The organism is Kitasatospora sp. NPDC057512 (assembly GCF_042802135.1).
Taxonomy (GTDB): Bacteria; Actinomycetota; Actinomycetes; order Streptomycetales; family Streptomycetaceae; genus Kitasatospora.
In genome coordinates this window covers 1-24,892 of sequence record NZ_JBHVET010000034.1, presented here as the reverse complement: position 1 = coordinate 24,892, position 24,892 = coordinate 1, and the positions used below count along the sequence as shown (strand labels likewise).

Genomic DNA, 24,892 nt, shown 5'->3' with positions numbered 1-24,892 from the left:
CTCAGAAGGCGCCGCTACAACCTCAGTTGTCGCCGTCCTCGTCGATCAGGAAGCCCCGCATCGGCGCCGGAGCCTGCTGCATCGGCTGCGGCGGCTGCGGACGGACCGCCGCCATCGGCTGGGTCATCCCGGCCGGCTGCATCTGCGGAGCACCGCTGTTGCCACCGGTCGACTGGCCGCCGAAGCTCGGCGCCGAGGAGTTGCCGCCGAAGGAGTTGTTCCCGCCGAAGGACGGCGAGTTGCCCCCGAAGGACGGCTGGCCACCGCCGAAGCTCGGCGCACCGCTGCTCATCGCGCCGGCACCGGCCGGAGCCATCGACGAGGCCGCCGGCGGCAGCGACGCGGTGGCGGGGATCCGCGGCGGGGCGAGCGAGTCGTCGGCCTGCGACTCCAGCTGACGCAGCTGGGTCTCCAGGTACGACTTCAGACGGGTGCGGTACTCACGCTCGAACGCCCGCAGGTCCTCGACCTTGCGCTCCAGCGTGGCCCGCGCCGACTCCAGCGAGCCCATCGCGACGCGGTGCTTCTCCTGCGCGTCCCGCTCCAGCGCGTCGGCCTTCGCACGGGCGTCGCGCTCCAGGCCCTCGGCCCGACTGCGCGCCTCGCCGACGATCTTGTTGGCCTCGGAACGGGCCTCGGAGATCGCCTGGTCGGCGGTCTGCTGAGCGAGCGCCAGCACGCGGGCCGCGCTGTCGCCACCGGGGCCCTGCTGCTGCATCGGGGCGCCCATCGGCTGCATCTGCTGCTGCTGCGGGCCGCCCATGGGGCCGCCCATCGGCTGCATCTGCTGCTGGCCCATGCCCTGGCCCATCGGGTTGCCCATCTGCTGCGGGCCACCGGGGCCGCCCATGGGCTGCAGCATCTGACCGCCCATCGGCTGGACCAGCTGCTGCTGTCCGCCCATGGTCTGGTTCATCTGCTGCTGCTGCGGGCCGCCGGCAGCGGGAAGCTGCGGGGCGGATCCGGCGGGCAGGCCGAGGGGCTGGTTGCCCATCTGCTGCTGGGGGCCGCCGGGGCCCATCTGCTGCGGACCACCCGGACCCATCTGCTGCGGACCACCGGGGCCCATCTGCTGCGGGCCGCCCGGACCCTGCTGGCCGGGGACCGGCGGACCGGATATGGCGGCCGGCACCGGAGCGCCGCCCTGTCGGGGGGCGTCCTGCTGCGGCTCCTTGCGCAGGTTGGCCTGGTTCTGCGCGGCGGCACGAGTCGCGGCGGCCAGCTTGGCGCGCAGGTCCTCGTTCTCCCGGAGGAGGCGGGTCAGCTCCGCCTCGACCTCGTCGAGGAAGGCATCGACCTCGTCCTCGTCATAGCCTTCACGCAGGCGGACGGTCGTGAACTGCTTGTTCCGAACGTCCTCGGGGGTCAATGGCATCTCTTCACCTCAACGTGATCGTCGGCACACCGGCATCCTGTCGCATCGCTCACCTACGACTAGGGGTGCACAAGCGAGATCAGGACATACACAATGATCATCAGTACGAAGAAGGACAGGTCGAGCGCCACGCCCCCGAAACGCAACGGCGGAATGAGCCGCCGAAGAAGCTTGAGCGGCGGATCCGTGACAGTGTACGTGGCCTCCAGGACCAGGACCATGGCCTTGCCGGGCCGCCACGAACGCGCGAACTGGAAGACCCAGTCCATGACCAGTCGTACGAGCAGGAACACCAGGAAGACGGTCAGGGCGTAGTAGAGCACCGCCCACACGATGTCCATCGCGTTTCCCTCTCCCCGGTCCCGATCCCTCGGGCCTGCCGCTCGTCACCTGTCGCTAAACCACTGTTGATCAGATCCACACGTAAAGTCGTGGCCGGGTCAGCTCTGGTTGAAGAACCCACCCTCGGCGATCCGAGCCTTGTCCTCCGCCGTGACATCGACGTTAGCAGGCGACAGCAGGAACACCTTCTGTGTCACGCGCTCGATACTGCCGTGCAGACCGAAGACGAGTCCAGCGGCGAAGTCTACGAGGCGCTTCGCGTCGGTGTCGTCCATCTCCGTCAGATTCATGATCACGGGGGTGCCGCCGCGGAACTGTTCCCCGATGGTACGGGCCTCGTTGTAGGTCCGGGGGTGCAGCGTGGTGATGCGGTAGGGCTCTCGTTCGTTCACGACCTTGGGCATGATCACCGGTGCGCTCTTCTCCAGGTTGTGGCGACGTTCGGGTGTGATGGACGACACGGGGGCCATCCTCGGAGTCTCCTGTCGGATCGGCACCGCCGCGGGCACCGGCTGCGGGGCGATCGAGGAGACCGGCGCGGGCGCGGCGGCCACCGGAGCCGGGGCCGGCCGGGGAATGTCCTCGGTCCGCTGGCCCGTCCGGATCGGCTCGGGGTCCGCGTCGTAGTCGTCATCGGGGTCGTACCCCTGGCCGTCGTACGTCTCGTCCTCCACGAGGCCGAGGTAGACCGCCATCTTGCGCATTGCGCCGGCCATGCTCCTGTCTCCTCCGCTCATAGCCACCTCGCTGACGCTCGGTGGCGGGCTTCGCGATGCGCGCACCTTCGATGGTCGCTCGCTCCGCTCGCTCCGTCAGGACCGGCTCCGTCCCGGCAACCCGGGCACATGACGGCCCTGCCTGCGGATTCCGCGGTCCCTCCACGACGGCGCGTCAGCCCGACGGCCGGTCGGTTTCGTGGGGTGGGGGCCGCGGAGCTGCGATCCACGGTTCGCTAGCGCTCCGAAGAGCTGCTAGATTCTGTCCTATTTTGTCCTGCTGTCTGATCTACTTACCCGGTGACGTTACCTGAGGGGTGACCTCACTCCGAGTACCGCCGTTCCGACGCGCACATGTGTCGCTCCGGCGGCAATCGCCTGCTCAAGGTCGCCGCTCATGCCTGCGGAGACCATGGTGGCAGCCGGATGGTCCGCCCGTACGGCGGTTGCGATTTCCGTCAGTCGATCGAAGGCGCGGGCCGGATCCCCGGCCAGCGGGCCCGCCAGCGGAGCGACGGTCATCACACCGTCCAGTCGCAGCCCGGGCGTGTCGGCGATCGCGTCGGCCAGTTGCGCGACGTCCTCCGGCGCGACCCCCGCCCGGTGCTCGCCCTCCCCGTGCGCCTTGTCCAGCGCCACCTGCACCAGGCAACCCAGCTCCGGGCGCTCCGACTTGAGCACCGCCGCGGAGAGCGACTGGACCAGCCGGAGCCGGTCCACCGAGTGCACGTGGTTCGCGTACCGGACGACCGAGCGGACCTTGTTGGTCTGCAGCTGGCCGACGAAGTGCCAGTCAAGAGGAAGGTTTCTGCACTGCTCCGCCTTGGGAGCGGCGTCCTGATCGCGGTTCTCCGCGACGTCCGTCACACCGAGTCCGGCCAGCAGCGCGGTGTCCTCGGCGGGGTAGGTCTTGGTGACGACGACCAGGGTGACCTCGTCCCGGGCGCGCCCGGCGGCCGCGCAGGCGTCCGCGATCCGGCGCTCGACCACGTCGAGGTTGGTGCCGAGTTCCTCGTACCGGGCCCGCTGGCCCTCCGTCAGCGCCGCCACGAACCCGGCGCTCCCCGGGAACGGTCCGTAGATGTCGTTCGTCATCAGTGATCAGAGCCCAACCAGACGTAGCTCGCGAGCCGGCCGGTGCGCTGCTCGCGGCGATAGGAGTAGTGATCGGCGGATTCGAGGGTGCAGACCGGTGACCGCACCAGCTCCTTGACCCCCGCCGCGGCCAGCTGGGCCGCGACTCCCTCCGGCACGTCCAGGGCCGGAGTCCCCCAGGACGTCTCGGCGAAGGCCTCCGGCACCACCGCGGCGACCTCGGCGCGCAGTTCGGCCGGCACCTCGTAGCAGCGGCCGCAGACCGCAGGCCCGGTGGCGGCGGTGATCCGCGAGGGCTCCGCGCCCAGGTCGACCATCGCCCGGACGGCCGCGGGCACCACCCCGGCCGCCAGCCCGGGCCGGCCCGCGTGGGCCGCGCCCACCACGCCCGCCACCGGATCGGCCAGCAGCACCGGGGTGCAGTCGGCGGTCAGCACCGCCAGCGCGAGCGGCCGGTCGGAGACCACCGCGTCCACCGTCGGGGCCTGCCCGAGCGGCTGGCGCTCGGTCACCACCGCGACCTCGGCGCCGTGCACCTGGTTCATCCACACCACGTCGGCCGGGTCGAGCCCCAGCCGCCGGGCGGCCAGCGCCCGGTTCTCCCGCACGGCCTCCGGGTCGTCCCCCACCGCGCCGCCGAGGTTGAGCTCCCCGTACGGCGAAGTGCTCACCCCGCCCCACCGTGAGGTGAAGGCGAAGTGAGCACCCGCGCGGATCGCGTGATCGATCACTTAAGGAAGTCCGGGACGTCGAGCTCCTCGGCCGGGCTCTCCACGAACGGCTGCCGGGCCGGCTGCACCTGCGGCGGAACCGGGGCGGCGGCGGTCGTGGTGGTCGAGGTCTCGGCGCTCCGGCTCGACGTGGTGGTCGAGGACTCGCCCTCCGAACGGGAGGTCACCGAGCCGATCGTCCCGTACGGGCGGCCGGCCGGACGCTCCGGGGCGGCCGGCGGAGTGGCCGGGCGCTCCGGGGTGGTGGACTTGACCACCGGGTCGCGGACGATCGCCGGCGGCTGCCCGCCGTCGAAGCCGGCCGCGATGACGGTGACCCGGACCTCGTCGCCGAGCGCGTCGTCGATGACGGCGCCGAAGATGATGTTCGCCTCGGGGTGCGCCGCCTCGCTGACCAGCTGGGCCGACTCGTTGATCTCGAACAGGCCGAGGTCGGAGCCGCCCGAGATGGACAGCAGCACGCCGCGGGCGCCGTCGATCGAGGCCTCCAGCAGCGGCGAGGAGATCGCCATCACGGCGGCGGCCTTGGCGCGGTCCTCACCGCGGGCCGAGCCGATGCCCATGAGCGCCGAACCGGCGTCCGACATGACGGACTTGACGTCGGCGAAGTCGAGGTTGATCAGACCCGGGGTGGTGATCAGGTCGGTGATGCCCTGGACACCGGAGAGCAGGACCTGGTCGGCCGAGCGGAACGCGTCGAGGACGCTGACCTGGCGGTCCGAGATGGACAGCAGCCGGTCGTTGGGGATCACGATGAGGGTGTCGACCTCTTCGCGGAGGGAGGCGATGCCGTCCTCGGCCTGGTTGGCCCGGCGGCGGCCCTCGAAGGTGAAGGGGCGGGTGACCACGCCGATCGTCAGGGCGCCCAGCGAGCGCGCGATGTTGGCGACGACGGGCGCGCCGCCCGTGCCCGTGCCACCGCCCTCGCCGGCGGTCACGAAGACCATGTCGGCCCCCTTGAGGACCTCCTCGATCTCCTCGCGGTGGTCCTCGGCGGCCTTGCGGCCGACCTCGGGGTTGGCGCCGGCGCCGAGGCCCCGGGTGAGTTCACGGCCCACATCGAGCTTGACGTCGGCGTCGCTCATCAGGAGGGCCTGCGCATCGGTGTTGATCGCGATGAACTCGACGCCCTTGAGACCGACCTCGATCATCCGGTTGATGGCGTTGACACCACCGCCGCCGATTCCGACGACCTTGATGACTGCGAGGTAGTTCTGCGGTGCTGCCACGTCGAAGGCCTCTCGCCTCGAATTTCCGGGTCGGCCCGACCCGGGGCGGGGCCGTACCGACGGATGTCGATGGGTAGGGAGCCTGGTTTCTGACTGAATGTCCGAAATGCCGACCGCCGACCCCAACCCTAAACTTGACCTTTAGGGTTAGTTCTGTGTCTCCGTCACATCACCAGGAAACACAGTCTGGTGACACAGGACACTAGGTGGCTCCAGGCACGCGTTTCAACGAACACGCCGAGCTTCCCTTTTTCTTTTGAGCCTATGTGATCATCGGCCGGCTTAGGAAACCGGGGGTGACCACCAAGAGTCGGGCCGACACTTCAAGGCGTCAACCCCTCCCTCAGGCAGAGAACCTACCGGATCATCCCGACACCGCCGGCGCCTCCGGCGCCGTCACGTCGAAGTTCGTGCCCTTCTGGTTCAGGAGCGCGACCAGGACCCGGGCCTTGCGGTCGATCTGCTCCGGACTCCCCCAGCGCACCGTCGCACCCCCGCTGAGCTGCAACTGGATGTCGTCGTACGAGTGCACCAGCACCGAGCCGACCCGCTTGGCGACCTCCGGCGGCAGCCCGGCGGCCACCGCCACCGCGCCCTGCACCAGCTGCGGACGGGAGATCACCCCGTCGACGTCGTTCGCCTGCTGACTGAGTCGCAGCTCGACCACCGGGACGCCCTCGGGCGGAGCCGGTTCGGTGGCGAAGCTCACGCCCCCGGCGTCGACCTGGGTGAACTGGCCGTCGTCCCCCTTGACCACGGCCACCGCCGTGCGCTGGACGACCTTCACCCGCAGGGTGTGCGGCCAGCCCCGCCACACCTCGGCCTTCGCCACCCGGGGGATCCCCTCCACCCGGTGCCGGACGCCGTCCAGGTCCACGCGCGCCAGCGGGCCGTCACCGAGCCCGCCGACCGCCGCACGGACCTGGTCCGGCGTCAGCTTGTCGTCGCCCGCCCCCTGGACGGCGACGGTGCGCACGTCCAGGACCGAGGAGAAGAACACCAGCCAGGCCAGCACGCCGAGCACCGCGGCGCCGAGCGCGCCCAGCACCACGATGCCCCGCCGGGAGAGCCGGAGGCGGGGAGCGGACTCCTCCACCTCCAGCTCCTCCTCCAGCGGGTCGGCGAGCCGGCCGTCAGCCACGGCGGCGACCGCCGCGGTGGGCCTGGATGGCCTCGTAGACCATGCCGACCAGCAGGTCGTCGGCGTCCCGGCGGCCGAACTCGGCGGCCGAACGGCTCATGTCCCACAGCCGCTGCGGGTCGGTGAGCACCGGCAGCACGTTCTGCAGCACCCACTCCGGGGTCAGCTCGGCGTCGTCCACCAGCAGGCCGCCGCCGGCCTTGACCATCGGCTGGGCGTTCAGCCGCTGCTCGCCGTTGCCGATCGGCAGCGGGACGAAGGCGGCGGGCAGGCCGACGGCCGCCAGCTCGGCCACCGTCATGGCGCCGGCCCGGCAGAGCATCATGTCGGCGGCCGCGTAGGCGAGGTCCATCCGGTCCAGGTACGGCACCGGGCGGTACGGCGGCATCCCGGGGACGTCCGCCACCTGCGGCAGCTCGTTCTTCGGGCCGACCGCGTGCAGGATCTGCACGCCGTACTGCTGGAGCCGCGGGGCGATCGCGGTGATCGTCTCGTTGAGCCGGCGGGCGCCCTGGGAGCCGCCGGAGACCAGCAGGGTGGGCAGCCGCTGGTCGAGGCCGAAGTACTGGCGGGCCTCCGGACGGGCCGCGCCGCGGTCCAGGGTGGCGATGGTCCGGCGCAGCGGGATGCCGATGTACCGGGAGTCGCGCAGCTTGCTGTCCGGCGTGGAGACCGCCACGAAGTCGCTGTAGCGGGCGCCGATCTTGTTGGCCAGACCCGGGCGGGCGTTCGCCTCGTGCACCACGATCGGCACCCCGGCCCGCTTGGCGGCCAGGTAGGCGGGCATCGCCACGTAGCCGCCGAAGCCGACCACGGCGTCCGCGTTGACCCGCTCGATGATCTCCTGGGCGGCCCGGACGGTACCGCGCAGCCGGCCGGGGACGGTGATCAGCTCCGGGGTGGGCTTGCGGGGCAGCGGGACGGCCGGGATGAGCTCCAGCTGGTAGCCGCGCTCGGGTACCAGCCGGGTCTCCAGTCCGCGCTCGGTGCCCAGGGCGGTGATCCCGACGGACGGGTCGTGCCTGCGGAGGGCATCCGCGAGGGCCATGGCCGGCTCGATGTGACCGGCGGTCCCCCCGCCGGCGAGTACGACATGCACCGAAATTCACCGCTCCCTGCGTGCCGGCCCCGGGGCCGGGCGCGCTGTGGTTCGTCGTCGTGGCAGCACCCGGGCCAGTTGTCTCCTGAGCCGGGAGTTCTTGCTCCGGGCGGCCAGGGCCGCCTTCGCGCCCGAGGTGCTGCGCGCCAGGCACAGCAGCACACCGATCGCGGACATGGCCGACAGCATGGCGGAACCGCCGTAGGAGAACAGCGGGAGCGGGACGCCCGCGATGGGCAGCAGTCCCAGCGCCGACCCCAGGTTGATCATGGCCTGCGCCATGATCCAGGTGGTGGCGGCTCCCGCGGCGTACCTGACGAAGGGGTCCTTCGTACCGATGGCCACACGGATACCCGCGTAGCCTAGTGCCGCGAAGAGACCGAGCACCGACAGCGTCCCCACCAGACCGAGTTCCTCGCCGGTCGCGGCGAAGATGAAGTCGGTGTGCGCCTCGGGCAGCTGGCCCCATTTCTCCACGCCGGCGCCGAGGCCGGTACCGAAGCCGCCGCCGTTGGCGAACGCGAAGACGCCGTGCAGGGCCTGGAAGCAGGCGCCCTCCGGGTCGAGCTTGGTGACGCCGATGCAGCCCAGCCGCTCGGCCCGGTGCGGGACGGTGACCACCAGCGCGGTGCAGACCACCACCGCCACCCCGACGGTGGCCACGAACAGCCGCAGCGGCGCGCCGACCATCCAGAGCAGCGCGAACGCCATCGCCACCAGGATCATCGAGGTGCCCATGTCGCCGCCGAACATGATCAGCGCGAGCAGCAGCAGGGCCCCCGGCACCAGCGGCACCAGCAGGTGCTTCCACGAGTTGAGGGTGCCGGCCTTCTGCTTGCGGGCGAGCAGGTCGGCGCCCCAGAGCACCAGCGCGAGCTTGGCGAACTCCGAGGGCTGGAACTGGAAGAAGCCGAAATCCAGCCAGTTCTGGTTGCCGTTGATCCGCACCCCGATGCCGGGGATGGCGACCAGGGTGAGGGCGCCGATCACCGCGATCATCACCGGGTAGGTGATCACCCGCAGCACCGCCACCGGGACGGAGGCGAAGCCGATCAGCAGGACCAGGCCGAGGATGGCCGCGATCAGCTGCTTGAGGAAGTAGTACTGCGCCGTGTGGTGCTGGTTCAGGGCGAGGATCTGCGAGGCCGAGAAGACCATCATCAGGCCGAGCACGACCAGCAGCAGGGTGCTGCCGACCACCAGCAGGTACGGGGTGAGCGGCCGGTCCAGCCAGTACCGCCACCGGGCCCGGAAGGCCTGGAGGCGGGCCAGCGGACCGGCCGACTTGTACTTGGTCGTGGTGGCGGAGATCACCCTCATCGGCTCGGCGGCGTCCCGCTTCACAACGCCGGAATCCGCTCTGCCCTGCCCCGCCACCGCTCCCCGCTCACTCTCTCCGTCCGACGCGCCCGCGCCGGCCCGTCCACCCGCCTGCCTACTCGCCCGCCAGCTCCCGGACGGACGCCGCGAAGAGGTCGCCGCGCTCGCCGTAGTTGGTGAACATGTCCATCGAGGCGCAGGCCGGCGCCAGCAGCACCGTGTCACCCGATCGGGCGAGCGACGCGGCCGTTCGAACGACCTCGGCCATCGCCACCGCGCCAGTCTGGCCCTCGGCCGCCTCGATCACCGGCACATCCGGAGCGTGTCGCTCCAGCGCCTCCCGGATCACCGCCCGGTCCTGGCCGATCAGCACCACGGCGCGCAGCCGCTCGGCCGCGCCCTGCACCAGGTCGTCGAAGGCCGCGCCCTTGGCCAGGCCCCCGGCGATCCAGACGATCGGCCGGTAGGCGGCCAGCGAGGCGGCCGCCGCGTGGGTGTTGGTGGCCTTGGAGTCGTCGATGTACGCGACCTCGCGGACCACGCCGACCTCGGCGATCCGGTGGGCGTCCGGGCGGAAGGCCCGCAGGCCCTCCCGGACGGCCTTCGGCTCGACGCCGTACGCCCGGGCCAGCGCCGCCGCGGCGAGCGCGTTGGCGATGTTGTGCGGGGCCGGCGGGTTGACGTCGGACACCGCGCCCAGCTCGGCCGCGTTCTTGGCCCGGTCCTCGACGAAGGCGCGGTCCACCAGCAGCCCGTCCACCACGCCGAAGTTCGACGGGCCGGGGGCGCCGAGGCCGAAGCCGATCGCCCGGCAGCCCTCCTCAACGTCGGCCTCGCGGACCAGCGCCTCGGTGGCCGGGTCGGCCAGGTTGTACACGCAGGCGACCGTGTTGCCCTCGTAGATCCGGCCCTTGTCGGCGGCGTACGCCTCCATCGAGCCGTGCCAGTCGAGGTGGTCGGGCGCCAGGTTGAGCACCGCCGCCGAGTGCGGGCGCAGCGAGGGCGCCCAGTGCAGCTGGTAGCTGGAGAGCTCGACGGCGAGCACGTCGTACGGCTCCTCGGCGAGCACCGCGTCCAGGACCGAGACCCCGACGTTGCCGACGGCGGCGGTGCGCTTGCCGGCGGCGGTGAGGATCGAGGCGAGCATCTGGACGGTGGTGGTCTTGCCGTTGGTGCCGGTGACGGCCAGCCAGGGGGCGGGCTCGCCGGTGGCGGGCAGCGGCCTGCGCAGCCGCCAGGCCAGCTCGACGTCGCCCCAGACCGGCACCCCGGCCGCCTCGGCGGCGGCGAACAGCGGGCTGTCCGGCGCCCAGCCGGGCGAGGTGACGATCAGTTCGGTGCCCTCGGGCAGGCTCGCGCCGTCGCCGAGCCGCACGGTGACGCCGAGCGCCTCCAGCTCGGCGGCCCGGGCGGCCAGGCCGGGGCCGCTGCCGCCGTCCACCACGGTGACCCGGGCGCCGAGGCCGCGCAGGACGCGCGCGGCGCTGATGCCCGAGACGCCGAGCCCGGCGACGGCGACCGGCAGGCCGTCGAAGTCCGGGGTGGCCTGGGCCGGGCCGGTCAGGTCGGGGTCGGTCATCCGGTCACCCATCCCGCGTAGAACAGGCCGAGGCCGACGGCGACGCACAGGCCCTGGATGATCCAGAACCGGACGACGATCAGGACCTCGGTCCAGCCCTTGAGTTCGAAGTGGTGCTGCAACGGCGCCATCTTGAAGACACGCTTGCCGGTCATCCGGAAGGAGCCGACCTGGATGATCACCGAGAGGGTGATGATCACGTAGAGGCCGCCGAGCAGGGCGAGCAGCAGCTCGGTGCGGGAGCAGATCGCCAGACCGGCCAGGGCGCCGCCGAGGGCGAGCGAGCCGGTGTCACCCATGAAGATCTTGGCGGGCGAGGTGTTCCACCACAGGAAGCCGAAGCAGGAGCCCATCAGGGCGGAGGCCACGACGGCGAGGTCCAGCGGGTCCCGGATGTCGTAGCAGTTGGCGGTCGCGGTGATCGCGTAGGCGCAGCTCTGGGTGTGCTCCCAGATGCCGATGAAGGTGTAGGCGCCGAAAACCATCACCGAGGCGCCGGTGGCCAGGCCGTCCAGACCGTCCGTCAGGTTCACGCCGTTCGACATCGCGGCGATCATGAAGTACGCGAAGATGACGAACAGGACGGGGCCGATCGCCCACTTGAAGTCCCGGACGAAGGACAGGCTCTGGGACGCCGGGTTGAGCCCGCGGTCGTCCGGGAACTGCATCGCCAGGACGGCGAACCCGAGGCCGACGATCGACTGGCCGGCCAGCTTCGCCTTGGCCCGCAGGCCCAGCGAGCGGCGCTTGACCACCTTGATGTAGTCGTCCAGGAAGCCGACCAGGCCGAGGCCCGCGGTCAGGAAGAGCACCAGCAGCCCGGAGGCGGTCGGGCTCTCGCCCGTTATCGCCTTCGTGGCGAAGTACGCGATCAGGGTCGCCAGGATGAAGGCGATGCCGCCCATGGTGGGCGTGCCCTTCTTGCTGTGGTGCGCCTTGGGGCCGTCGTCCCGGATGTACTGGCCGTAGCCGTGCTTCGCGAGCACCTTGATCAGCGCGGGGGTGCCGAGCAGCGACAGGATGAGACCGATCATCCCGGAGAAAAGGATCTGCTTCATCAGACGGCCACACCGTCCGCCAGGAGGGCCTCGGCCACCTTCTCCAGCCCCACCGAACGGGAAGCCTTCACCAGGACCACATCCCCCGGCCGCAGCTGACTGCGCAGCAGCTCGACCGCCGCGTCCGCGTCGGACACCAGCACCGACTCCTCACCCCACGAACCTTCGTTCCTCGCGCCGAGTTCCATGCAGGCCGCCTCGCGTCCGCCGACCGCCACCAGCTTGGTGACGTCCAGCCGGACGGCGAGCCGCCCGATGGCGTCGTGCTCGGCCAGGCTGTCCTCGCCGAGCTCCCGCATCTCGCCGAGCACCGCCCAGGTGCGGCGGCGCTCCGGGCCCCGGCCACCCATCGAGACCAGCGCCCGCAGCGCGGCCCGCATCGAGTCGGGGTTCGCGTTGTAGGCGTCGTTCACGACGGTGACACCGTCGGCCCGGTCGACGACCTCCATGCGCCAGCGGGACAGCGCACCCGCTTCGCCCAGGGCTGCCGCGGTGTCGTCGACGGACATCCCGAGCTCCACCGCCACCGCTGCGGCGGCGAGGGCGTTCGAGACGTGGTGCTCACCGTACAGGCGCAGCTGCACGGGCGCGGAACCGGCCGGGGTGGTGAGCGTGAACGATGGCCGCCCGGTGGCGTCCAGGCGAACGTCGGTGGCCCGGACGTGGGCGTCCGGCGATTCCCCGAACAGGACCACCTTCGCCCTGGTACGGGAGGCCATCGCGCGCACCAGCCGGTCGTCCGCGTTGAGGATCGCGGCGCCGTCGGCGGGCAGCGACTCGACCAGTTCACCCTTGGCCTCGGCGATCGCCTCCTGGGAGCCGAACTCGCCGACGTGGGCGGTGCCGACGTTGAGCACCAGGCCGATCCGGGGCGGGGTGATCGAGGTGAGGTACTCGATGTCGCCCTTGTGCCGGGCGCCCATCTCCATGACCAGGTGCCGGGTGCCGGCCTCGACCCGCAGCGCGGTCATCGGGTGGCCGATCTCGTTGTTCAGCGAGCCGGGCGGGTAGACGGTCTCGCCGCGGCGCTGGAGCAGCTGGGCGATCAGGTCCTTGGTGCTGGTCTTGCCGGCCGAGCCGGTCAGCGCGACCACGGCGGTGCCCTCGGCGCGGGCGACCACGGCGCGGGCCAGCCTGCCGAGCGCCTCCACCACACTGTCGACCAGGACGGCGGGCACGCCGACCGGGCGGGAGGCCAGCACCGCGACGGCGCCGTCCCCGACCGCCTTGGCCGCGTAGTCGTGGCCGTCCACGTGCTCGCCGACGAAGGCCGCGAACAGGCCGCCGGGGGCCACCTTCCGCGAGTCGACCTCGACCGGGCCGGTGACCAGGGCGTCCGGGTCGGCGCCGTCCAGCGTGCCTCCGACGGCGGCGGCCACCTCGGCGAGGGTCAGTGCGATCACTGCTGCTCTACTCCTCGGTCGCCCCGTGCGGCCGTGGTCCGCGCGATGGATTCGCGCAGCACCTCCCGGTCGTCGAAGGGGCGGATCTCGTCTCGTACGTACTGGCCGAGCTCGTGGCCCTTGCCGGCCACCAGCACGGTGTCCCCCGCCCGGGCGCGCGCGACGGCCAGCCCGATCGCCTCGGCCCGGTCGGGGACGACCAGGACGTCCCCGCGCTCGGCCTCGGGCACCGCGGCGGCGCCGGTCAGCATGGTGGCGAGGATCGCCAGCGGGTCCTCGCTGCGCGGGTTGTCACTGGTCAGCAGGGCGGTGTCGGCGAGACGGGCGGCGATGGCGCCCATCGGGCCGCGCTTGTGCGGGTCGCGGTCGCCGCCGCAGCCGACCACGACGTGCAGCCGGCCCTCGGTGACCTCGCGCAGCGAGGCGAGGACGGCCTGCAGGGCGTCCGGCTTGTGCGCGTAGTCGACGACGGCGACGAACGGCTGTCCGGCGTCCACCCGCTCCAGCCGGCCGGGCACGCCGGGGACGGCGGCGACGCCGGCCACGGCCCGCTCCAGCGGCAGGCCGGCGGCGACCAGCAGGGTGATCGCGGCGAGCGCGTTGGCGACGTTGAACGGGCCGGGCAGCGGGACGGAGGCCTCGGCCTCGGCGCCGTCCGGGCCCAGCACCGTGAAGGTGGAGCCGACCGGCCCGAGCCGGACGTCCACGGCCCGCCAGTCGGCCGCGGCGGCGCCGGTCGCGGAGAAGGTGGTCACCGGGATCTTGGCCTCGGCGGCGAGCCGGCGGCCGTACTCGTCGTCCAGGTTGACCACGCCGTGGCGGGACTTGCCGGGCTGGAAGAGCCGGGCCTTCGCCTGGAAGTAGTCCTCCATGTCCGGGTGGAAGTCGAGGTGCTCGGGGGTCAGGTTGTTGAACAGCGCGACGTCGTACGCGACCCCGTCGGTGCGGCCGAAGACCAGGGCGTGGCTGGAGACCTCCATGGTCACCGCGTCGGCGCCGCGCTCGGCCATCACGCCGAGGATCGCGTGCAGGTCGGTGGCCTCGGGGGTGGTGCGCTCGCTCTTGATCCGCTCCTCGCCGACCCGCATCTCGACGGTGCCGATCACGCCCGGGCTGCGCCCGGCGCCGCGCAGGCCGCCCTCGACCAGGTACGAGGTGGTGGTCTTGCCGTTGGTGCCGGTCAGCCCGATCATCAGCAGCCGCCGGGAGGGGCGGCCGTAGACGATCGCGGCCAGCTCGCCCATGACGGCCCGCGGCCGGTCGACGACCAGCAGCGGCAGGCCGGTGGCGGCCGCCTGCTCGGCGCCGGCCGGGTCGGTGAGCACCGCCACCGCGCCGGACTCCGCGGCCTTGCCGGCGAACGCCGCGCCGTGGTGGTTGGCGCCCGGGAAGGCCACGTACACGTCGCCCGGACGGACCGCGCGGGAGTCGTGGGTGACGCCGGTGACGGCGCCGCCCTCGACGGGCGGCAGGCCCAGTTCGGCGGCCAGCTCGGCGAGCGGCAGGGCGGTGGTCCCGGTCGGACGGGGCGGACTCACGGTGGTTTGATCGGGTTTCGGCACGGCGGGAAGGCTATCCGCCGAAGGGTGTCCAGGGCCAAACCGGCCCTCCGCCGCGCCGTGCTCCGGCCCGGCCGGTCCGTTGTTCATCCCGCGCTCACGGCTTCCACTCGACGGCCAGGTTCGGCGCCGGGCTGCCGCTCGGCGGGACCTGCATGGTCTTCAGGGTGAACTCCATCACCTGCTTGAACACCGGGCCGCACAGCTGGCCGCCGAAGTGGCCGTTGACCGGGCCCTGGAGGGTGCAGGAGACGGTGTAGCGGGGGGCGTCGGCGGGGGCGAAGCCGATGAATGAGGCGGTGTAGCCGTCGTAGCCCTTGCCGTCGGCGGCGCCCCGGTCGGCGGTGCCGGTCTTGCCCGCGACCCGGTAGCCGGGGATGGCGGCCTTGCCGCCGGTGCCCTGCTCGTCGTCGACGACCGACTCCAGCATCGAGGTGAGGGTCCTGGCCGTCTCCGGGCTGACCACCCGGGTCTGCTCCCCCGGCGCGCTCGGGGCGTACTTGCCGTTCGGGTCGGTGACGCCCTGGACGATGCTGGGCGCGACCCGCACCCCGCCGTTGGCGATGGTCGAGTAGACCGAGGTGGCCTGGAGCGCGTTCATCTGCAGCGGGCCCTGGCCGAAGGAGATGTTGTACTTCTCCGAGGCGACCAGGTCCTCCGGCTTCTTGAGCATCCCGGGGGTCTCCCCGGGGAAGCCCAGGCCGGTCGGCTGGGCCACGCCGAACTTGCGCATGTAGCCGTCCAGCACCTGGTTGGCCTTCAGCTGGTCGCCGTCGCCGAGGGTCTCGACCGCCTCGATGGTGCCGATGTTGGAGGACTTGGCCAGCACCCCGGCCAGGGTCAGGTACCAGGGGTCGTGGTTGACGTCGTCCTTGAACTGCTGCCCGGCCCGGACCAGCCGGTTGGGCACGGTGACCTTGGTGTCCCAGGTGGCCTTGCCGGAGTCCAGCACCGCGGCCAGGCTCATCAGCTTGGCGGTGCTGCCCGGCTCGTACGCGTCGACCAGGGCGGGGTTGCCCAGCTGGGCCTGCTTGGACAGGCTCAGGTCGTTCGGGTTGAAGCCGGGCGCGGTGGCCATCGCGAGGACCTGGCCGGTCTTCACGTCCTGGACCACCACGTAGCCCTTCTCCGCGCCGGAGTTGGCCACCTGGTCGGTGATCGCCCGCTGGGCGGCCCACTGGATGTCCCGGTTGATGGTCAGCTTCACGTCGCTGCCCGGCACGGCCGGCTCCATCGAGCCCCCGGCGGTGGGCACCAGCCGCCCGCCCGACTGGGCGTAGCTGCTGTGGCCGTCCTTGCCGGCCAGCATCTTCTGGTACTGCAGCTCCAGGCCGCCGGCGCCCTCGCCCTCGGCGTTGACGAAGCCGACCAGGTTGGCGGCCAGCCCGTCCGCCGGGTAGATCCGCTTCTGGGTCTCCCGGTTGAACACCCCGGCCAGCGGGTTGGCGCACTCGTTGTCCACCCGGGTGCGCCCGCCCTGGTCGGCGGGCTTGCCGAGCAGCTTCTTCTGGGCCTGGCAGGCCCGCGAGCCGGCCTGCTTCTCCAGGCCCGACTTGAGGTCGCTGATCTGCTTCTTGGCGGCCGGGGTCTGCTGGGCCGCGAGCCGCTTGTAGCGGGTCTTGGGGGTGTGCAGGTCGGCGGCGATCTTCTCCTTGGGCACGCCGAGGATCGGCGACAGCAGCGCGGCCGCCTGCTCCGGCGCGTCCGGGATGCCGGTCGCCTCCGGGGTGAACATCGCCGGGTCGGCGGTGATGTCGTACGCGTCCACGGTGGCCGCCAGCGCGACCCCGTCGGAGGACGTTATCGAGCCGCGTTCGGCGGTGATCGGGATGTTCATGTAGCGGTTGGTGTTGGCGTCGGCGGCCAGCGCGTCGGCGTCCACCAGCTGGAGCTGCACCAGGCGGCCCGCGAAGACGGAGAACACCAGCGACAGCACCACGGAGATCACCCGCAGCCGGCGCTTCGGCTCGGCCAGCCTGAGCGCCTTGGGGCGCAGCGGCGGACGGCTCTTCGGGCGCACCGCCGCCTGGCTGCGGGCCGGCGGGCGCCCCTCGGGGCGGCGCTGCTGCGGCGCCCGCGGGGTACGGCCGGCGGAGGCCGACTTGGCGGGCTGGGCCTTGGCCGACTGGCTGCGCGCGGGCTGGCCCTTCGCGGGCTGGCTGCGGGCGGGCTGGGCCTTGGCGGGCTGGCTCTTGGCCGGCTGGCCCTTGGTGGGCTGCCCCTTGGCGGGCTGACTGCGGCCGGCGGCGGACTGCGCGCGCGGCGCGGTGCCCCGGGGCACCGGACGGCGGCCGTTGCCGCTGCCGGAACCGCCGCTCCCGCCCGGCTGACGTGGAGTGGTCATGCGGCCACCTCGCCGCGCTCGCCGGGCGCCTCGCGCCCGTCACACCTTCCGACGGTCCACTCGCTCATCGGCCCGCCCCTCCGTTCGGCTTCGCGGCCGCGGCGGGCGAGACCGGGTTGAGCTGGATCACCGAGTCACCGGCGGACGTCGCCGGTGCCGGGGCGGGCGGCGGCGCGGCCGGTGACGGGGCACCGCCCGGCTGCGGCGCGGCCGGTGACGGCCCGGCGGCGGGCTGGGTCGCGCTCGGCTGGGCGGCACCGGACTGGGCCCTGGTCGGCCACGGCTCGGCCGTGGAGCGCTTGACCGGCGGGCTGTCCTGCGCCGGGCCGGGGGTGCCGACCACCTTGCCGCCGTTGGGGACGTCCAGGAAGGCCATCCCGCCGGCCGGGACCATGCCCAGCTCGGCGGCGCGCCTGGCCAGCGCGTCCGGAGCCGAGCTCTGGTCGATCTCGTGCTGGAGGCTCTGCTGTTCGTCGGTCGCCACGGTGGTCTGCTTCTGCAGTCGGGACAGCTCGAAGGAGCCCTCGTTGAGTGCGGTGTTCAGCGCGAGCAGGCCGAGCAGCCCGGCCGCCAGCAGCACCACGACGAGCACCGCGAACGGTGTGCGCCTCCGTACCGGACGCCTGCCCGGCCGGACCGTGATCCGCGCCCTGCCCTGCCCGGGGAGTCCTCCCCGCCCCGCCCGGACCTCACCGGCCACCGGCCCCACCGCTTTCCTCCGCCCTTCGGACCCCGCCGGGCCGGTTCGTCAGCCCCGCTTGCTTCGGTCCCTGATCCTCTCCGCCACCCGCAGCCGTACGGGCGCGGCGCGCCGGTTCTCCTCGATCTCCTCCTCGGTGGCCAGCTCGGCACCGCGAGTGATCAGTTTGAGCCAGGGCTGGTGCTCCTCCGGGATGAACGGCAGCCCCGGCGGGGCGGTGTTGGTCGCACCGGCGGCCAGGTACTGCTTGACGAGCCGGTCCTCCAGCGACTGGTAGGACATCACCACGATCCGGCCGCCGATCGCGAGGACGTCCAGCGCCCCCGGGATCGCCCGGTCCAGGACCTCCAACTCGCCGTTGACCTCGATCCGCAGCGCCTGGAACGTCCGCTTCGCCGGGTTCCCGCCGGTCCGACGGGTCGCCGCCGGAATGGCGTTCCGCACCAACTCGACCAGACGCGCGCTGGTGGTGAACGGTTCCTTCTCCCGCTCCCGCAGGATCGCCGAGGCGATCTTCCCGGCGAACCGCTCCTCGCCGTACACCTTGAGGATGCGGGCCAGGTCGCCGTGGCCGTAGGTGTTCAGCACCTCCGCCGCGCTGATCCCCCGGGTCTGGTCCATCCGCATGTCCAGCGGCGCGTCCTGCGCGTACGCGAAGCCGCGCTCCGCCTCGTCCAGTTGCATCGAGGAGACGCCGAGGTCGAACAGGACGCCGTCCACCCGGTCGATGTCCAGGCGCTCCAGCACCTCGGGGATCTCGTCGTAGACGGCGTGCACCAGGGTCGCCCGGTCGCCGAACGGGGCCAGCCGCTCGCCGGACAGCTTGAGCGCCGAAGGGTCGCGGTCCACCGCGACCAGCCGCACCTCCGGGAACTGGGTCAGCAGCGCCTCGCTGTGCCCGCCGAGGCCGAGGGTGGCGTCCACCACGACGGCCCCGGGGCGCGAGATCGCCGGTGCGAGCGCGTCCATGCACCGCTGGAGCATCACCGGAACGTGCTTGGGGCCCGGTTCGTTGGTGGTCATGCGCGGTGGCGCCCTTCCTCGGTGCGGAGCAGCCCGACGTCCGGGAGCTGCGACCATTCTCGCCCACCGTGCCCCGGCACGACGAAGCGGCCCGTGGTCCCCGCCCGCTCGAGGGGAAGGTCGTGACCGCCCGGCGCCGGGGAAGGTGCGCCAGGTGGGCACGGAGCGGGAGGAGGCCACGGGCCGCTTCGACCGGGCCGCACCGGCCGGGGAGGCCCCGTTGACGGGCCCCGGCGGGTGTGCTCCACTGCGCCGCAAACTCTATCGCGCGGGCCCTGCCAGTCAATGGCCCGCTCCGGCGCACCACCCGGGCGGCGGTACGGATCACCGCAGGTCGCGGCCGTCGGGGCGGACCGGCGGCGGTACGGATCGGGGGCCTTCGGCGGCGGGCGCGCGCCCCCTCCCCGCCCCGCGTGCGGGGTCGGCGGCGGCCGCTCCGGGACCGGCCCGGACGAACCCTCCCGATTGTGGCGATGCACTCGATCACGGCCCGCCGTTCTGTAGCTCCCGGCCCCACCGCGCGGGCCCGATCCGCACTAACGTCGCCCCCATGACAGTGACACCCGACCGGCCCTCGCCGAACGCCGCTGCCGACCCTGCCAGACCCACCGTCATCGACCGCTTCGTCACGGCCAACCGCGCCTACGCGGTGACCTTCCGGGACGGCGGCATGGACGCCCGCCCGGTGCAGAGGATCGCCGTGGTCGCCTGCATGGACGCCCGGCTCGACCTGTTCGCCGCGCTCGGCCTCGAACTCGGCGACGCCCACGTCATCCGCAACGCCGGCGGCGTCGTCACCGACGACACCATCCGGTCCCTGACCATCAGCCAGCGCGCCCTCGGCACCCGCTCGATCGCGCTGATCCACCACACCGGCTGCGGCCTGCTCGGGCTCACCGAGGACTTCCGCCGCGAGCTGGAGCTGGAGGTCGGCCAGCGCCCGCAGTGGGCGGTGGAGGCCTTCGTCGACCTGGACGGCGACGTCCGCCAGTCCATGCAGCGCGTCCGTACCTCTCCCTTCCTGCCGCACACCGACGACGTCCGCGGCTTCGTCTTCGACGTCCACACCGGCCTGCTCCGCGAGATCGACTGAGCGACCCGCCCCGACCCTGCCCGGCCGACGGCGTCCGGGCATTCGGGCACCCCCGAATGGTGACTTCCGGCCGTCCCGCAGGGGAGAATGCGCCTGCCGGTCGGACCCCGAACCACCTGGGGCGGCCAGGCCGCAGGCCGCCTTCCCGGCCGCCGGCTCCTCGTTCGGAACCGCCCCCGGGACGGCCGCGTCAAGCATGGGGTGGGGTCCGGCCTCGGGACGGGGCGGGCACAGGGTGCCAGGGAGCGTATACGGGTGACGAGCTACAACGATCAGGCCGGACTCGGCAGTCCCGCGGGGGGCGAACCGCAGCGGGCGGGCGGGTTCCGGCAGACCGGGCTCCCCGAGCTCGCCGCGGTCGTCGACCGCGTGCGTGCCAACGTCGAGAGCGTGATCGAGGGCAAGCCGGAGGCCGTCCGGATCGCCCTGACCGTCCTGCTCGCCGAGGGCCACCTGCTGCTGGAGGACGTGCCCGGCGTCGGCAAGACCATGCTGGCCAAGGCGCTCGCCCGCTCGCTCGACTGCACCGTGCGCCGCATCCAGTTCACGCCCGACCTGCTGCCCTCGGACGTCACCGGCACCAACATCTACGACCAGCAGCGGCACGACTTCGAGTTCCGCCCGGGCGCGATCTTCGCGCAGGTCGTGGTCGGCGACGAGATCAACCGCGCCTCGCCCAAGACCCAGTCCGCGCTGCTGGAGTCCATGGAGGAGCGCCAGGTCACCATCGACGGCACCAGCTACGAGCTGCCCTCGCCGTTCATGGTCGTGGCCACCCAGAACCCGGTCGAGATGGAGGGCACGTACCCCCTGCCGGAGGCCCAGCGCGACCGTTTCATGGCCCGGATCTCGATCGGCTACCCCAGCCCCGAGGCCGAGCTCGCGATGCTCGACACGCACGCCGGCGCCAGCCCGCTGGAGGACCTCCAGCCGGTCGCGCACGCCTCCGACATCCTCAAGCTGATCGACCTGGTCCGCACCGTGCACATCGCCGACCCGGTCCGCCGCTACGCCGTCGACCTGGTCGGCGCCACCCGCACCAGCCCCGAGCTGCGCCTGGGCGCCTCGCCCCGCGCGACCCTGCACCTGGTCCGGGCCGCCCGCGCCGCCGCCGCGCTGGACGGGCGCGACTACGTCACCCCGGACGACATCCAGCGCCTCGCCGTCCCGGTCCTGGCGCACCGTCTGATGCCGACCGCCGAGACCCAGCTCAGCCGCCGCACCTCCGAGCAGATCGTGGCCGACCTGGTCGCCCGGCTGCCGCTGCCGCGCCCGCAGGGCGGCCCGGCCGTCCGGAGGGGCTGAGGTGGCCCAGTCCGAATCATCGGGACTGCGGGCCGGGTTCCGCGGTCTCACCACCCGGGGGCGGTCCTTCCTCGCCGCCGGGGTCACCGCGGTGGCCTGTTCCTACCTGCTCGACCAGGACGCGCTGCTGCGCGTCGGCGTCCTGCTCGCCGCGCTGCCGCTGGCCGCCGTGGTGGTGGTCGCCAACACCCGCTACCGGGTGGCCAGCGGACGCCGGCTCAGCCCGCGCCGGGCGGTCGCCGGCCAGGAGGCCCGGGTCCACCTGCGGGTCGACAACGTCTCCCGGGTGCCCACCGGGGTGCTGCTGCTGGAGGACAAGGTCCCGTACGTGCTCGGGCCGCGCCCGCGCTTCGTGCTGGACCGGGTCGAGCCGCGCGGCCACCGCGAGGTCTCCTACCGGGTCCGCTCCGACCTGCGCGGCCGCTACCCGCTCGGACCGCTCCAGCTGCGGCTGTCCGACCCGTTCGGGATGTGCGAGGTGACCCGCGCCTTCACCGCCTCCGACGTCCTCACCGTCGTCCCCCAGGTCCAGGCGCTGCCGTCGGTACGGCTCAGCGGCGAGTGGATCGGCCAGGGCGAGAGCCACAGCCGCACCCTGGCGCTGGCCGGCGACGACGACGTGATCCTGCGCGAGTACCGGCCCGGCGACGACCTGCGCCGGGTGCACTGGCGCTCCACCGCCCGGTACGGCGAGCTGATGGTGCGCCGCGAGGAGCAGCCGCAGCAGGCCCGGGCCACCGTCGTGCTGGACACCCGGGAGATCGCCCACCGGGGCAGCGGCCCCGCCTCCTCCTTCGAGTGGGCGGTCGGCTGCGCCGCCTCGGTCGCCGTGCACCTGCTGGAGCGCGGCTACCAGACCCGGCTGCTCACCGACACCGGGCAGTCGGTGCCCGCGCCGGGCGCCGGCGGCAGCCACAGCGGCGCCGACACCTCCGGGCTGGTCCTGGACGCCCTCGCGGTCGCCGACCTGTCCGACGGCGGCACCCTCTCGCGCGCCGAGGAACCGCTGCGCGCCGGCGGCGAGGGCCTGCTGGTCGCCGTCCTCGGCGAGCTGGACGACGCCCAGGCCACCCGGCTGGGCCGGCTGCGCAGCCGCGCCGGCGGGGCGATCGCCTTCCTGCTGGACACCGGCACCTGGGCCGGCCTGCGGATGCTCGCCCCGGACACCGGCGGCGACGACTTCCGGGCCCGGGTCCAGCAGCTGCGCGAAGCCGGCTGGACGGTGATCCCGGTACGGGCCGGGGACTCCGTACCGGACCTGTGGCGGGCCGCCGACGGCAGCCGGACGACCGCCCCCTACCGAGAAGAGGCCGGCGCGTGACCACCCGGGCCAAACTGACCGCGTACTCGGCGCTGGCCACCGCCCTCGCCGCGCTGTGCATGATGCCGCTGCTCACCACCCGCAGCTGGCTCACCCACGCCCTCCTGGTGATCGCCGTGGTCGCCGCGGCCGGCGCGGGCCTGCGCCGCGCCCCGGTGTACCGCTGGACGGTGCCGCTCGGGCAGCTGCTGGTCCTGCTCCTCCTGCTGCTGCTCGGCTTCGCCGGCGCCGGCGGGATGCTGCCCGGCCCGTCCGCGCTGCGAGCCCTGGACCAGGTCTTCACCGCCGGCCTGGACGACATACAGCAGTACGCCATCCCGGCTCCGCCCACCGCCGGACTGCGGCTGATCCTGGTCTCGGCGATCGGGCTGATCGCCGTCGCGGTGGACACCGTCGCGGTGACCTACCGGCGCTCGGCGCTGGCCGGGCTGCCGCTGCTGGCGCTGTACTCGGTCGGCAACGGCCTGGCCGGGGAGCACGGCAGCTGGGTCTGGTTCGCCGTCGCCGCGGCCGGCTACCTGCTGCTGCTGTTCGCCGAGGGCCAGGACCGGGTCTCCCGCTGGGGCCGGGTGTTCTACGGCGGTGCGCGCGGCTCGGTGGAGTCCGGCCGGGTCAGCCCGGGCGGCCGGCAGGTCGGCGTGCTGGCCCTGGCGGTGGCGCTGCTGCTGCCGGTGGTCCTCCCGCACTGGAGCTTCGGGCTGCTGCACTCCGGCTCCGGCGGATCCGGCGGCAAGGGCGTCGGCGGGAGCCTGTCGACCAGCCTCGACCCGCTGGTCAGCCTGGAGGCCGCGATCTCCAAGCCGACCGACGCGGAGCTGCTCACCTACACCCTGGACAGCCCGCTGGCCGACCAGGTCTACCTGCGGACCGGCTCGCTCGACCAGTTCGACGGCGTCAACTGGAGGCTCGGCAGCACCACCGTCCAGGACCTCCCGGCGACGCTGCCCGCCCCCGAGGGCCTGCGCGAGAGCCAGCTGCCCCGGTTCGACGGCGACTTCCAGGTCAGCGAGCGACTGGAGGGGAGCTGGCTGCCGATGCCCTACCCGGCCGCGTCCGTCCAGCTCCCCGACCGGAGCGCCTGGAAGCTCGACCCGCTGACCCGTACCGTCCTGCCGACCAGCGACAAGGCGATCCGCGGCCTGAGCTACCACGTCACCGCCCTGGACGTGCGGCCCACCGCCAACGAGCTGCGCCTCGCGGGCACCGCGCCGTCGGACATCAGGGAGCGCTACACCGCCCTCCCGACCGACCTGCCGCCGGTCGTCGCCGAACAGGCCAAGGCCGTCACCGCCGGCGCGAAGAACGACTTCGACCGGGCGACGGCACTGGTCACCTGGTTCACCGGGCCGGGCTTCACGTACGACACCTCCGTCAACGGCGGCACCGGCAGCAACGCCATCGCCGTCTTCCTGCGCGACCGCCGGGGCTTCTGCGTGCACTTCGCCTCCACCATGGCGGCGATGGCCCGGGAGCTGAAGATCCCGGCCCGGGTGGCCGTCGGCTTCACCCCCGGCGACAGCAAGGGCGGCAACGTCTACTCGGTGACCGGCCGGATGTACCACGCCTGGCCCGAGCTGTACTTCACGGGCTACGGCTGGCTGCGCTTCGAGCCGACCCCGAGCCGCGGCGTCCCGACCCGCTACACCGAGGCGTCCAGCACCCCGACCACCGCGCCGACCCAGCAGGCGACCGCCGCCCCGCAGACCGCCTCGGCCGCCCCGCTGCCGAGCTCCGGCTCGGACTGCACCGCCAAGCAGCGCCAGCTCGGCGAGTGCGGTCCCAAGGGCAAGGCCGTCGCCAAGGCCGCCGAGGAGTCCTGGCTGCTCTCCGGCCAGGTGCTCGGCACCCTGGCCGCGGTGCTCGCGCTGTTCGCCCTGCTGCTCGCCCCGATGGTCTGGCGCGCGGCCGTGCGCCGTCGCCGGCTGGGCGGCGGCGGGCGGCGCGGGCCCGGCGGGAGCGGCGCGGCGGAGCTGACCGACGCCCAGGTGCTGGCCGCCTGGGACGAGCTGATCGACTCCGCCTGGGACCTCGGAATTCCCCCGGACGAGTCACGCACCCCGCGCTCGGCGGCCCACCGGATCACCGAGAAGGCCCACCTGGACGCGGACTCGGCGGCGGCCACCGGCCGACTGGCGCTGGCCACCGAGCGGGTGCTCTACGCCCCGCCCGGGCAGCCCGTCACCGAGCCGCTGGCCGCCGACGTCCGCACCGTGCGGCGCGGGCTGCGGGCGGCCGCCGGCCGGGCCGGACGGACCAGGGCGCTGCTGCTGCCGCCGTCCTCGGCGCAGCTGTGGTGGCGGATCTCCGACGCGGCGCGGGCGGCCCGGGCGGCGGCGGGCGCCGCGGGCGGCCGGGCGGCCGAGGCGGTCTCCGCGCCGGTGCGGCGGGTCCTCACCCGGCGCAAGCGGTCCACCCCGGAGTCCTGACCCTGGATTCCTCCTCCGGACACGAAGCCGGGG

The 24,892-nt window shown here is 73.2% G+C and carries 20 protein-coding genes; 4 read left to right on the top strand and 16 right to left on the bottom strand.

The window, feature by feature from the left end:
• Positions 1-22: 22 nt before the first annotated feature.
• The 16 genes from ACFU6K_RS04535 to rsmH form a co-directional block, all read right to left on the bottom strand.
• Positions 23-1,375, bottom strand: coding sequence for a DivIVA domain-containing protein (locus ACFU6K_RS04535; RefSeq protein ID WP_380660856.1), 1,353 nt, complete (start codon positions 1,373-1,375; stop codon positions 23-25).
• A 59-nt stretch (positions 1,376-1,434) separates the two neighbouring features.
• Positions 1,435-1,716 (bottom strand): YggT family protein, encoded by a 282-nt coding sequence (locus ACFU6K_RS04530; RefSeq protein WP_030060143.1) that lies wholly within the window; start codon positions 1,714-1,716, stop codon positions 1,435-1,437.
• 99 nt (positions 1,717-1,815) lie between these two features.
• Complete coding sequence (locus ACFU6K_RS04525; protein WP_049649528.1) at positions 1,816-2,433, bottom strand: cell division protein SepF; 618 nt, start codon at positions 2,431-2,433, stop codon at positions 1,816-1,818.
• A gap of 306 nt (positions 2,434-2,739) precedes the next feature.
• On the bottom strand, positions 2,740-3,528 hold the full coding sequence (locus ACFU6K_RS04520; RefSeq protein WP_380660855.1) for a YggS family pyridoxal phosphate-dependent enzyme: 789 nt from the start codon (positions 3,526-3,528) through the stop codon (positions 2,740-2,742).
• Complete coding sequence (gene pgeF, locus ACFU6K_RS04515) at positions 3,528-4,259, bottom strand: peptidoglycan editing factor PgeF (protein ID WP_380660854.1); 732 nt, start codon at positions 4,257-4,259, stop codon at positions 3,528-3,530. Before pgeF ends, ACFU6K_RS04520 begins: the two co-directional genes overlap by 1 nt.
• Entirely contained in the window at positions 4,256-5,488 is a 1,233-nt protein-coding gene (gene ftsZ, locus ACFU6K_RS04510) for a cell division protein FtsZ (RefSeq protein WP_380660853.1), read from the bottom strand. The genes pgeF and ftsZ overlap by 4 nt, the downstream gene beginning before the upstream one ends.
• Before the next feature lie 364 nt (positions 5,489-5,852).
• A complete protein-coding gene (locus tag ACFU6K_RS04505; protein WP_380660852.1) occupies positions 5,853-6,629 on the bottom strand; it encodes a cell division protein FtsQ/DivIB in 777 nt (258 codons plus the stop codon).
• On the bottom strand, positions 6,622-7,728 hold the full coding sequence (murG, locus tag ACFU6K_RS04500; protein WP_380660851.1) for an undecaprenyldiphospho-muramoylpentapeptide beta-N-acetylglucosaminyltransferase: 1,107 nt from the start codon (positions 7,726-7,728) through the stop codon (positions 6,622-6,624). Before murG ends, ACFU6K_RS04505 begins: the two co-directional genes overlap by 8 nt.
• Before the next feature lie 6 nt (positions 7,729-7,734).
• Complete coding sequence (gene ftsW / locus ACFU6K_RS04495) at positions 7,735-9,072, bottom strand: putative lipid II flippase FtsW (RefSeq protein ID WP_380660849.1); 1,338 nt, start codon at positions 9,070-9,072, stop codon at positions 7,735-7,737.
• Between the two features lie 91 nt (positions 9,073-9,163).
• Positions 9,164-10,627, bottom strand: a complete 1,464-nt coding sequence (gene murD / locus ACFU6K_RS04490) for a UDP-N-acetylmuramoyl-L-alanine--D-glutamate ligase (protein ID WP_380660847.1) — start codon at positions 10,625-10,627, stop codon at positions 9,164-9,166.
• Entirely contained in the window at positions 10,624-11,685 is a 1,062-nt protein-coding gene (mraY, locus tag ACFU6K_RS04485; RefSeq protein WP_359827635.1) for a phospho-N-acetylmuramoyl-pentapeptide-transferase, read from the bottom strand. Before mraY ends, murD begins: the two co-directional genes overlap by 4 nt.
• The gene (murF, locus tag ACFU6K_RS04480; protein WP_380660846.1) at positions 11,685-13,088 is read right to left on the bottom strand and encodes a UDP-N-acetylmuramoyl-tripeptide--D-alanyl-D-alanine ligase; all 1,404 of its coding nucleotides are present in this window, start codon (positions 13,086-13,088) and stop codon (positions 11,685-11,687) included. Before murF ends, mraY begins: the two co-directional genes overlap by 1 nt.
• A complete protein-coding gene (locus ACFU6K_RS04475) occupies positions 13,085-14,737 on the bottom strand; it encodes a UDP-N-acetylmuramoyl-L-alanyl-D-glutamate--2,6-diaminopimelate ligase (RefSeq protein ID WP_380660845.1) in 1,653 nt (550 codons plus the stop codon). The genes murF and ACFU6K_RS04475 overlap by 4 nt, the downstream gene beginning before the upstream one ends.
• A 7-nt stretch (positions 14,738-14,744) precedes the next feature.
• On the bottom strand, positions 14,745-16,991 hold the full coding sequence (locus ACFU6K_RS04470) for a penicillin-binding transpeptidase domain-containing protein (protein WP_380660844.1): 2,247 nt from the start codon (positions 16,989-16,991) through the stop codon (positions 14,745-14,747).
• A 64-nt stretch (positions 16,992-17,055) separates the two neighbouring features.
• On the bottom strand, positions 17,056-17,583 hold the full coding sequence (locus ACFU6K_RS04465) for a hypothetical protein (RefSeq protein ID WP_380660843.1): 528 nt from the start codon (positions 17,581-17,583) through the stop codon (positions 17,056-17,058).
• Positions 17,584-17,739: 156 nt separating this feature from the next.
• Complete coding sequence (gene rsmH / locus ACFU6K_RS04460; RefSeq protein ID WP_380660842.1) at positions 17,740-18,714, bottom strand: 16S rRNA (cytosine(1402)-N(4))-methyltransferase RsmH; 975 nt, start codon at positions 18,712-18,714, stop codon at positions 17,740-17,742.
• A 550-nt stretch (positions 18,715-19,264) separates the two neighbouring features.
• On the opposite strand from rsmH, the gene ACFU6K_RS04455 reads away from it, so the two are divergent.
• The 4 genes from ACFU6K_RS04455 to ACFU6K_RS04440 all read left to right on the top strand — a co-directional run bounded on the left by ACFU6K_RS04455 (position 19,265) and on the right by ACFU6K_RS04440 (position 24,859).
• Positions 19,265-19,807: a beta-class carbonic anhydrase gene (locus ACFU6K_RS04455; RefSeq protein ID WP_380660841.1), complete on the top strand. Its 543-nt coding sequence runs from the start codon at positions 19,265-19,267 to the stop codon at positions 19,805-19,807.
• A gap of 369 nt (positions 19,808-20,176) precedes the next feature.
• Positions 20,177-21,112: an AAA family ATPase gene (locus ACFU6K_RS04450; protein ID WP_380660857.1), complete on the top strand. Its 936-nt coding sequence runs from the start codon at positions 20,177-20,179 to the stop codon at positions 21,110-21,112.
• A gap of 1 nt (position 21,113) precedes the next feature.
• Positions 21,114-22,433 (top strand): DUF58 domain-containing protein, encoded by a 1,320-nt coding sequence (locus ACFU6K_RS04445; RefSeq protein WP_380660840.1) that lies wholly within the window; start codon positions 21,114-21,116, stop codon positions 22,431-22,433.
• Positions 22,430-24,859 (top strand): DUF3488 and DUF4129 domain-containing transglutaminase family protein, encoded by a 2,430-nt coding sequence (locus tag ACFU6K_RS04440; protein WP_380660839.1) that lies wholly within the window; start codon positions 22,430-22,432, stop codon positions 24,857-24,859. Before ACFU6K_RS04445 ends, ACFU6K_RS04440 begins: the two co-directional genes overlap by 4 nt.
• Positions 24,860-24,892 lie beyond the last annotated feature (33 nt).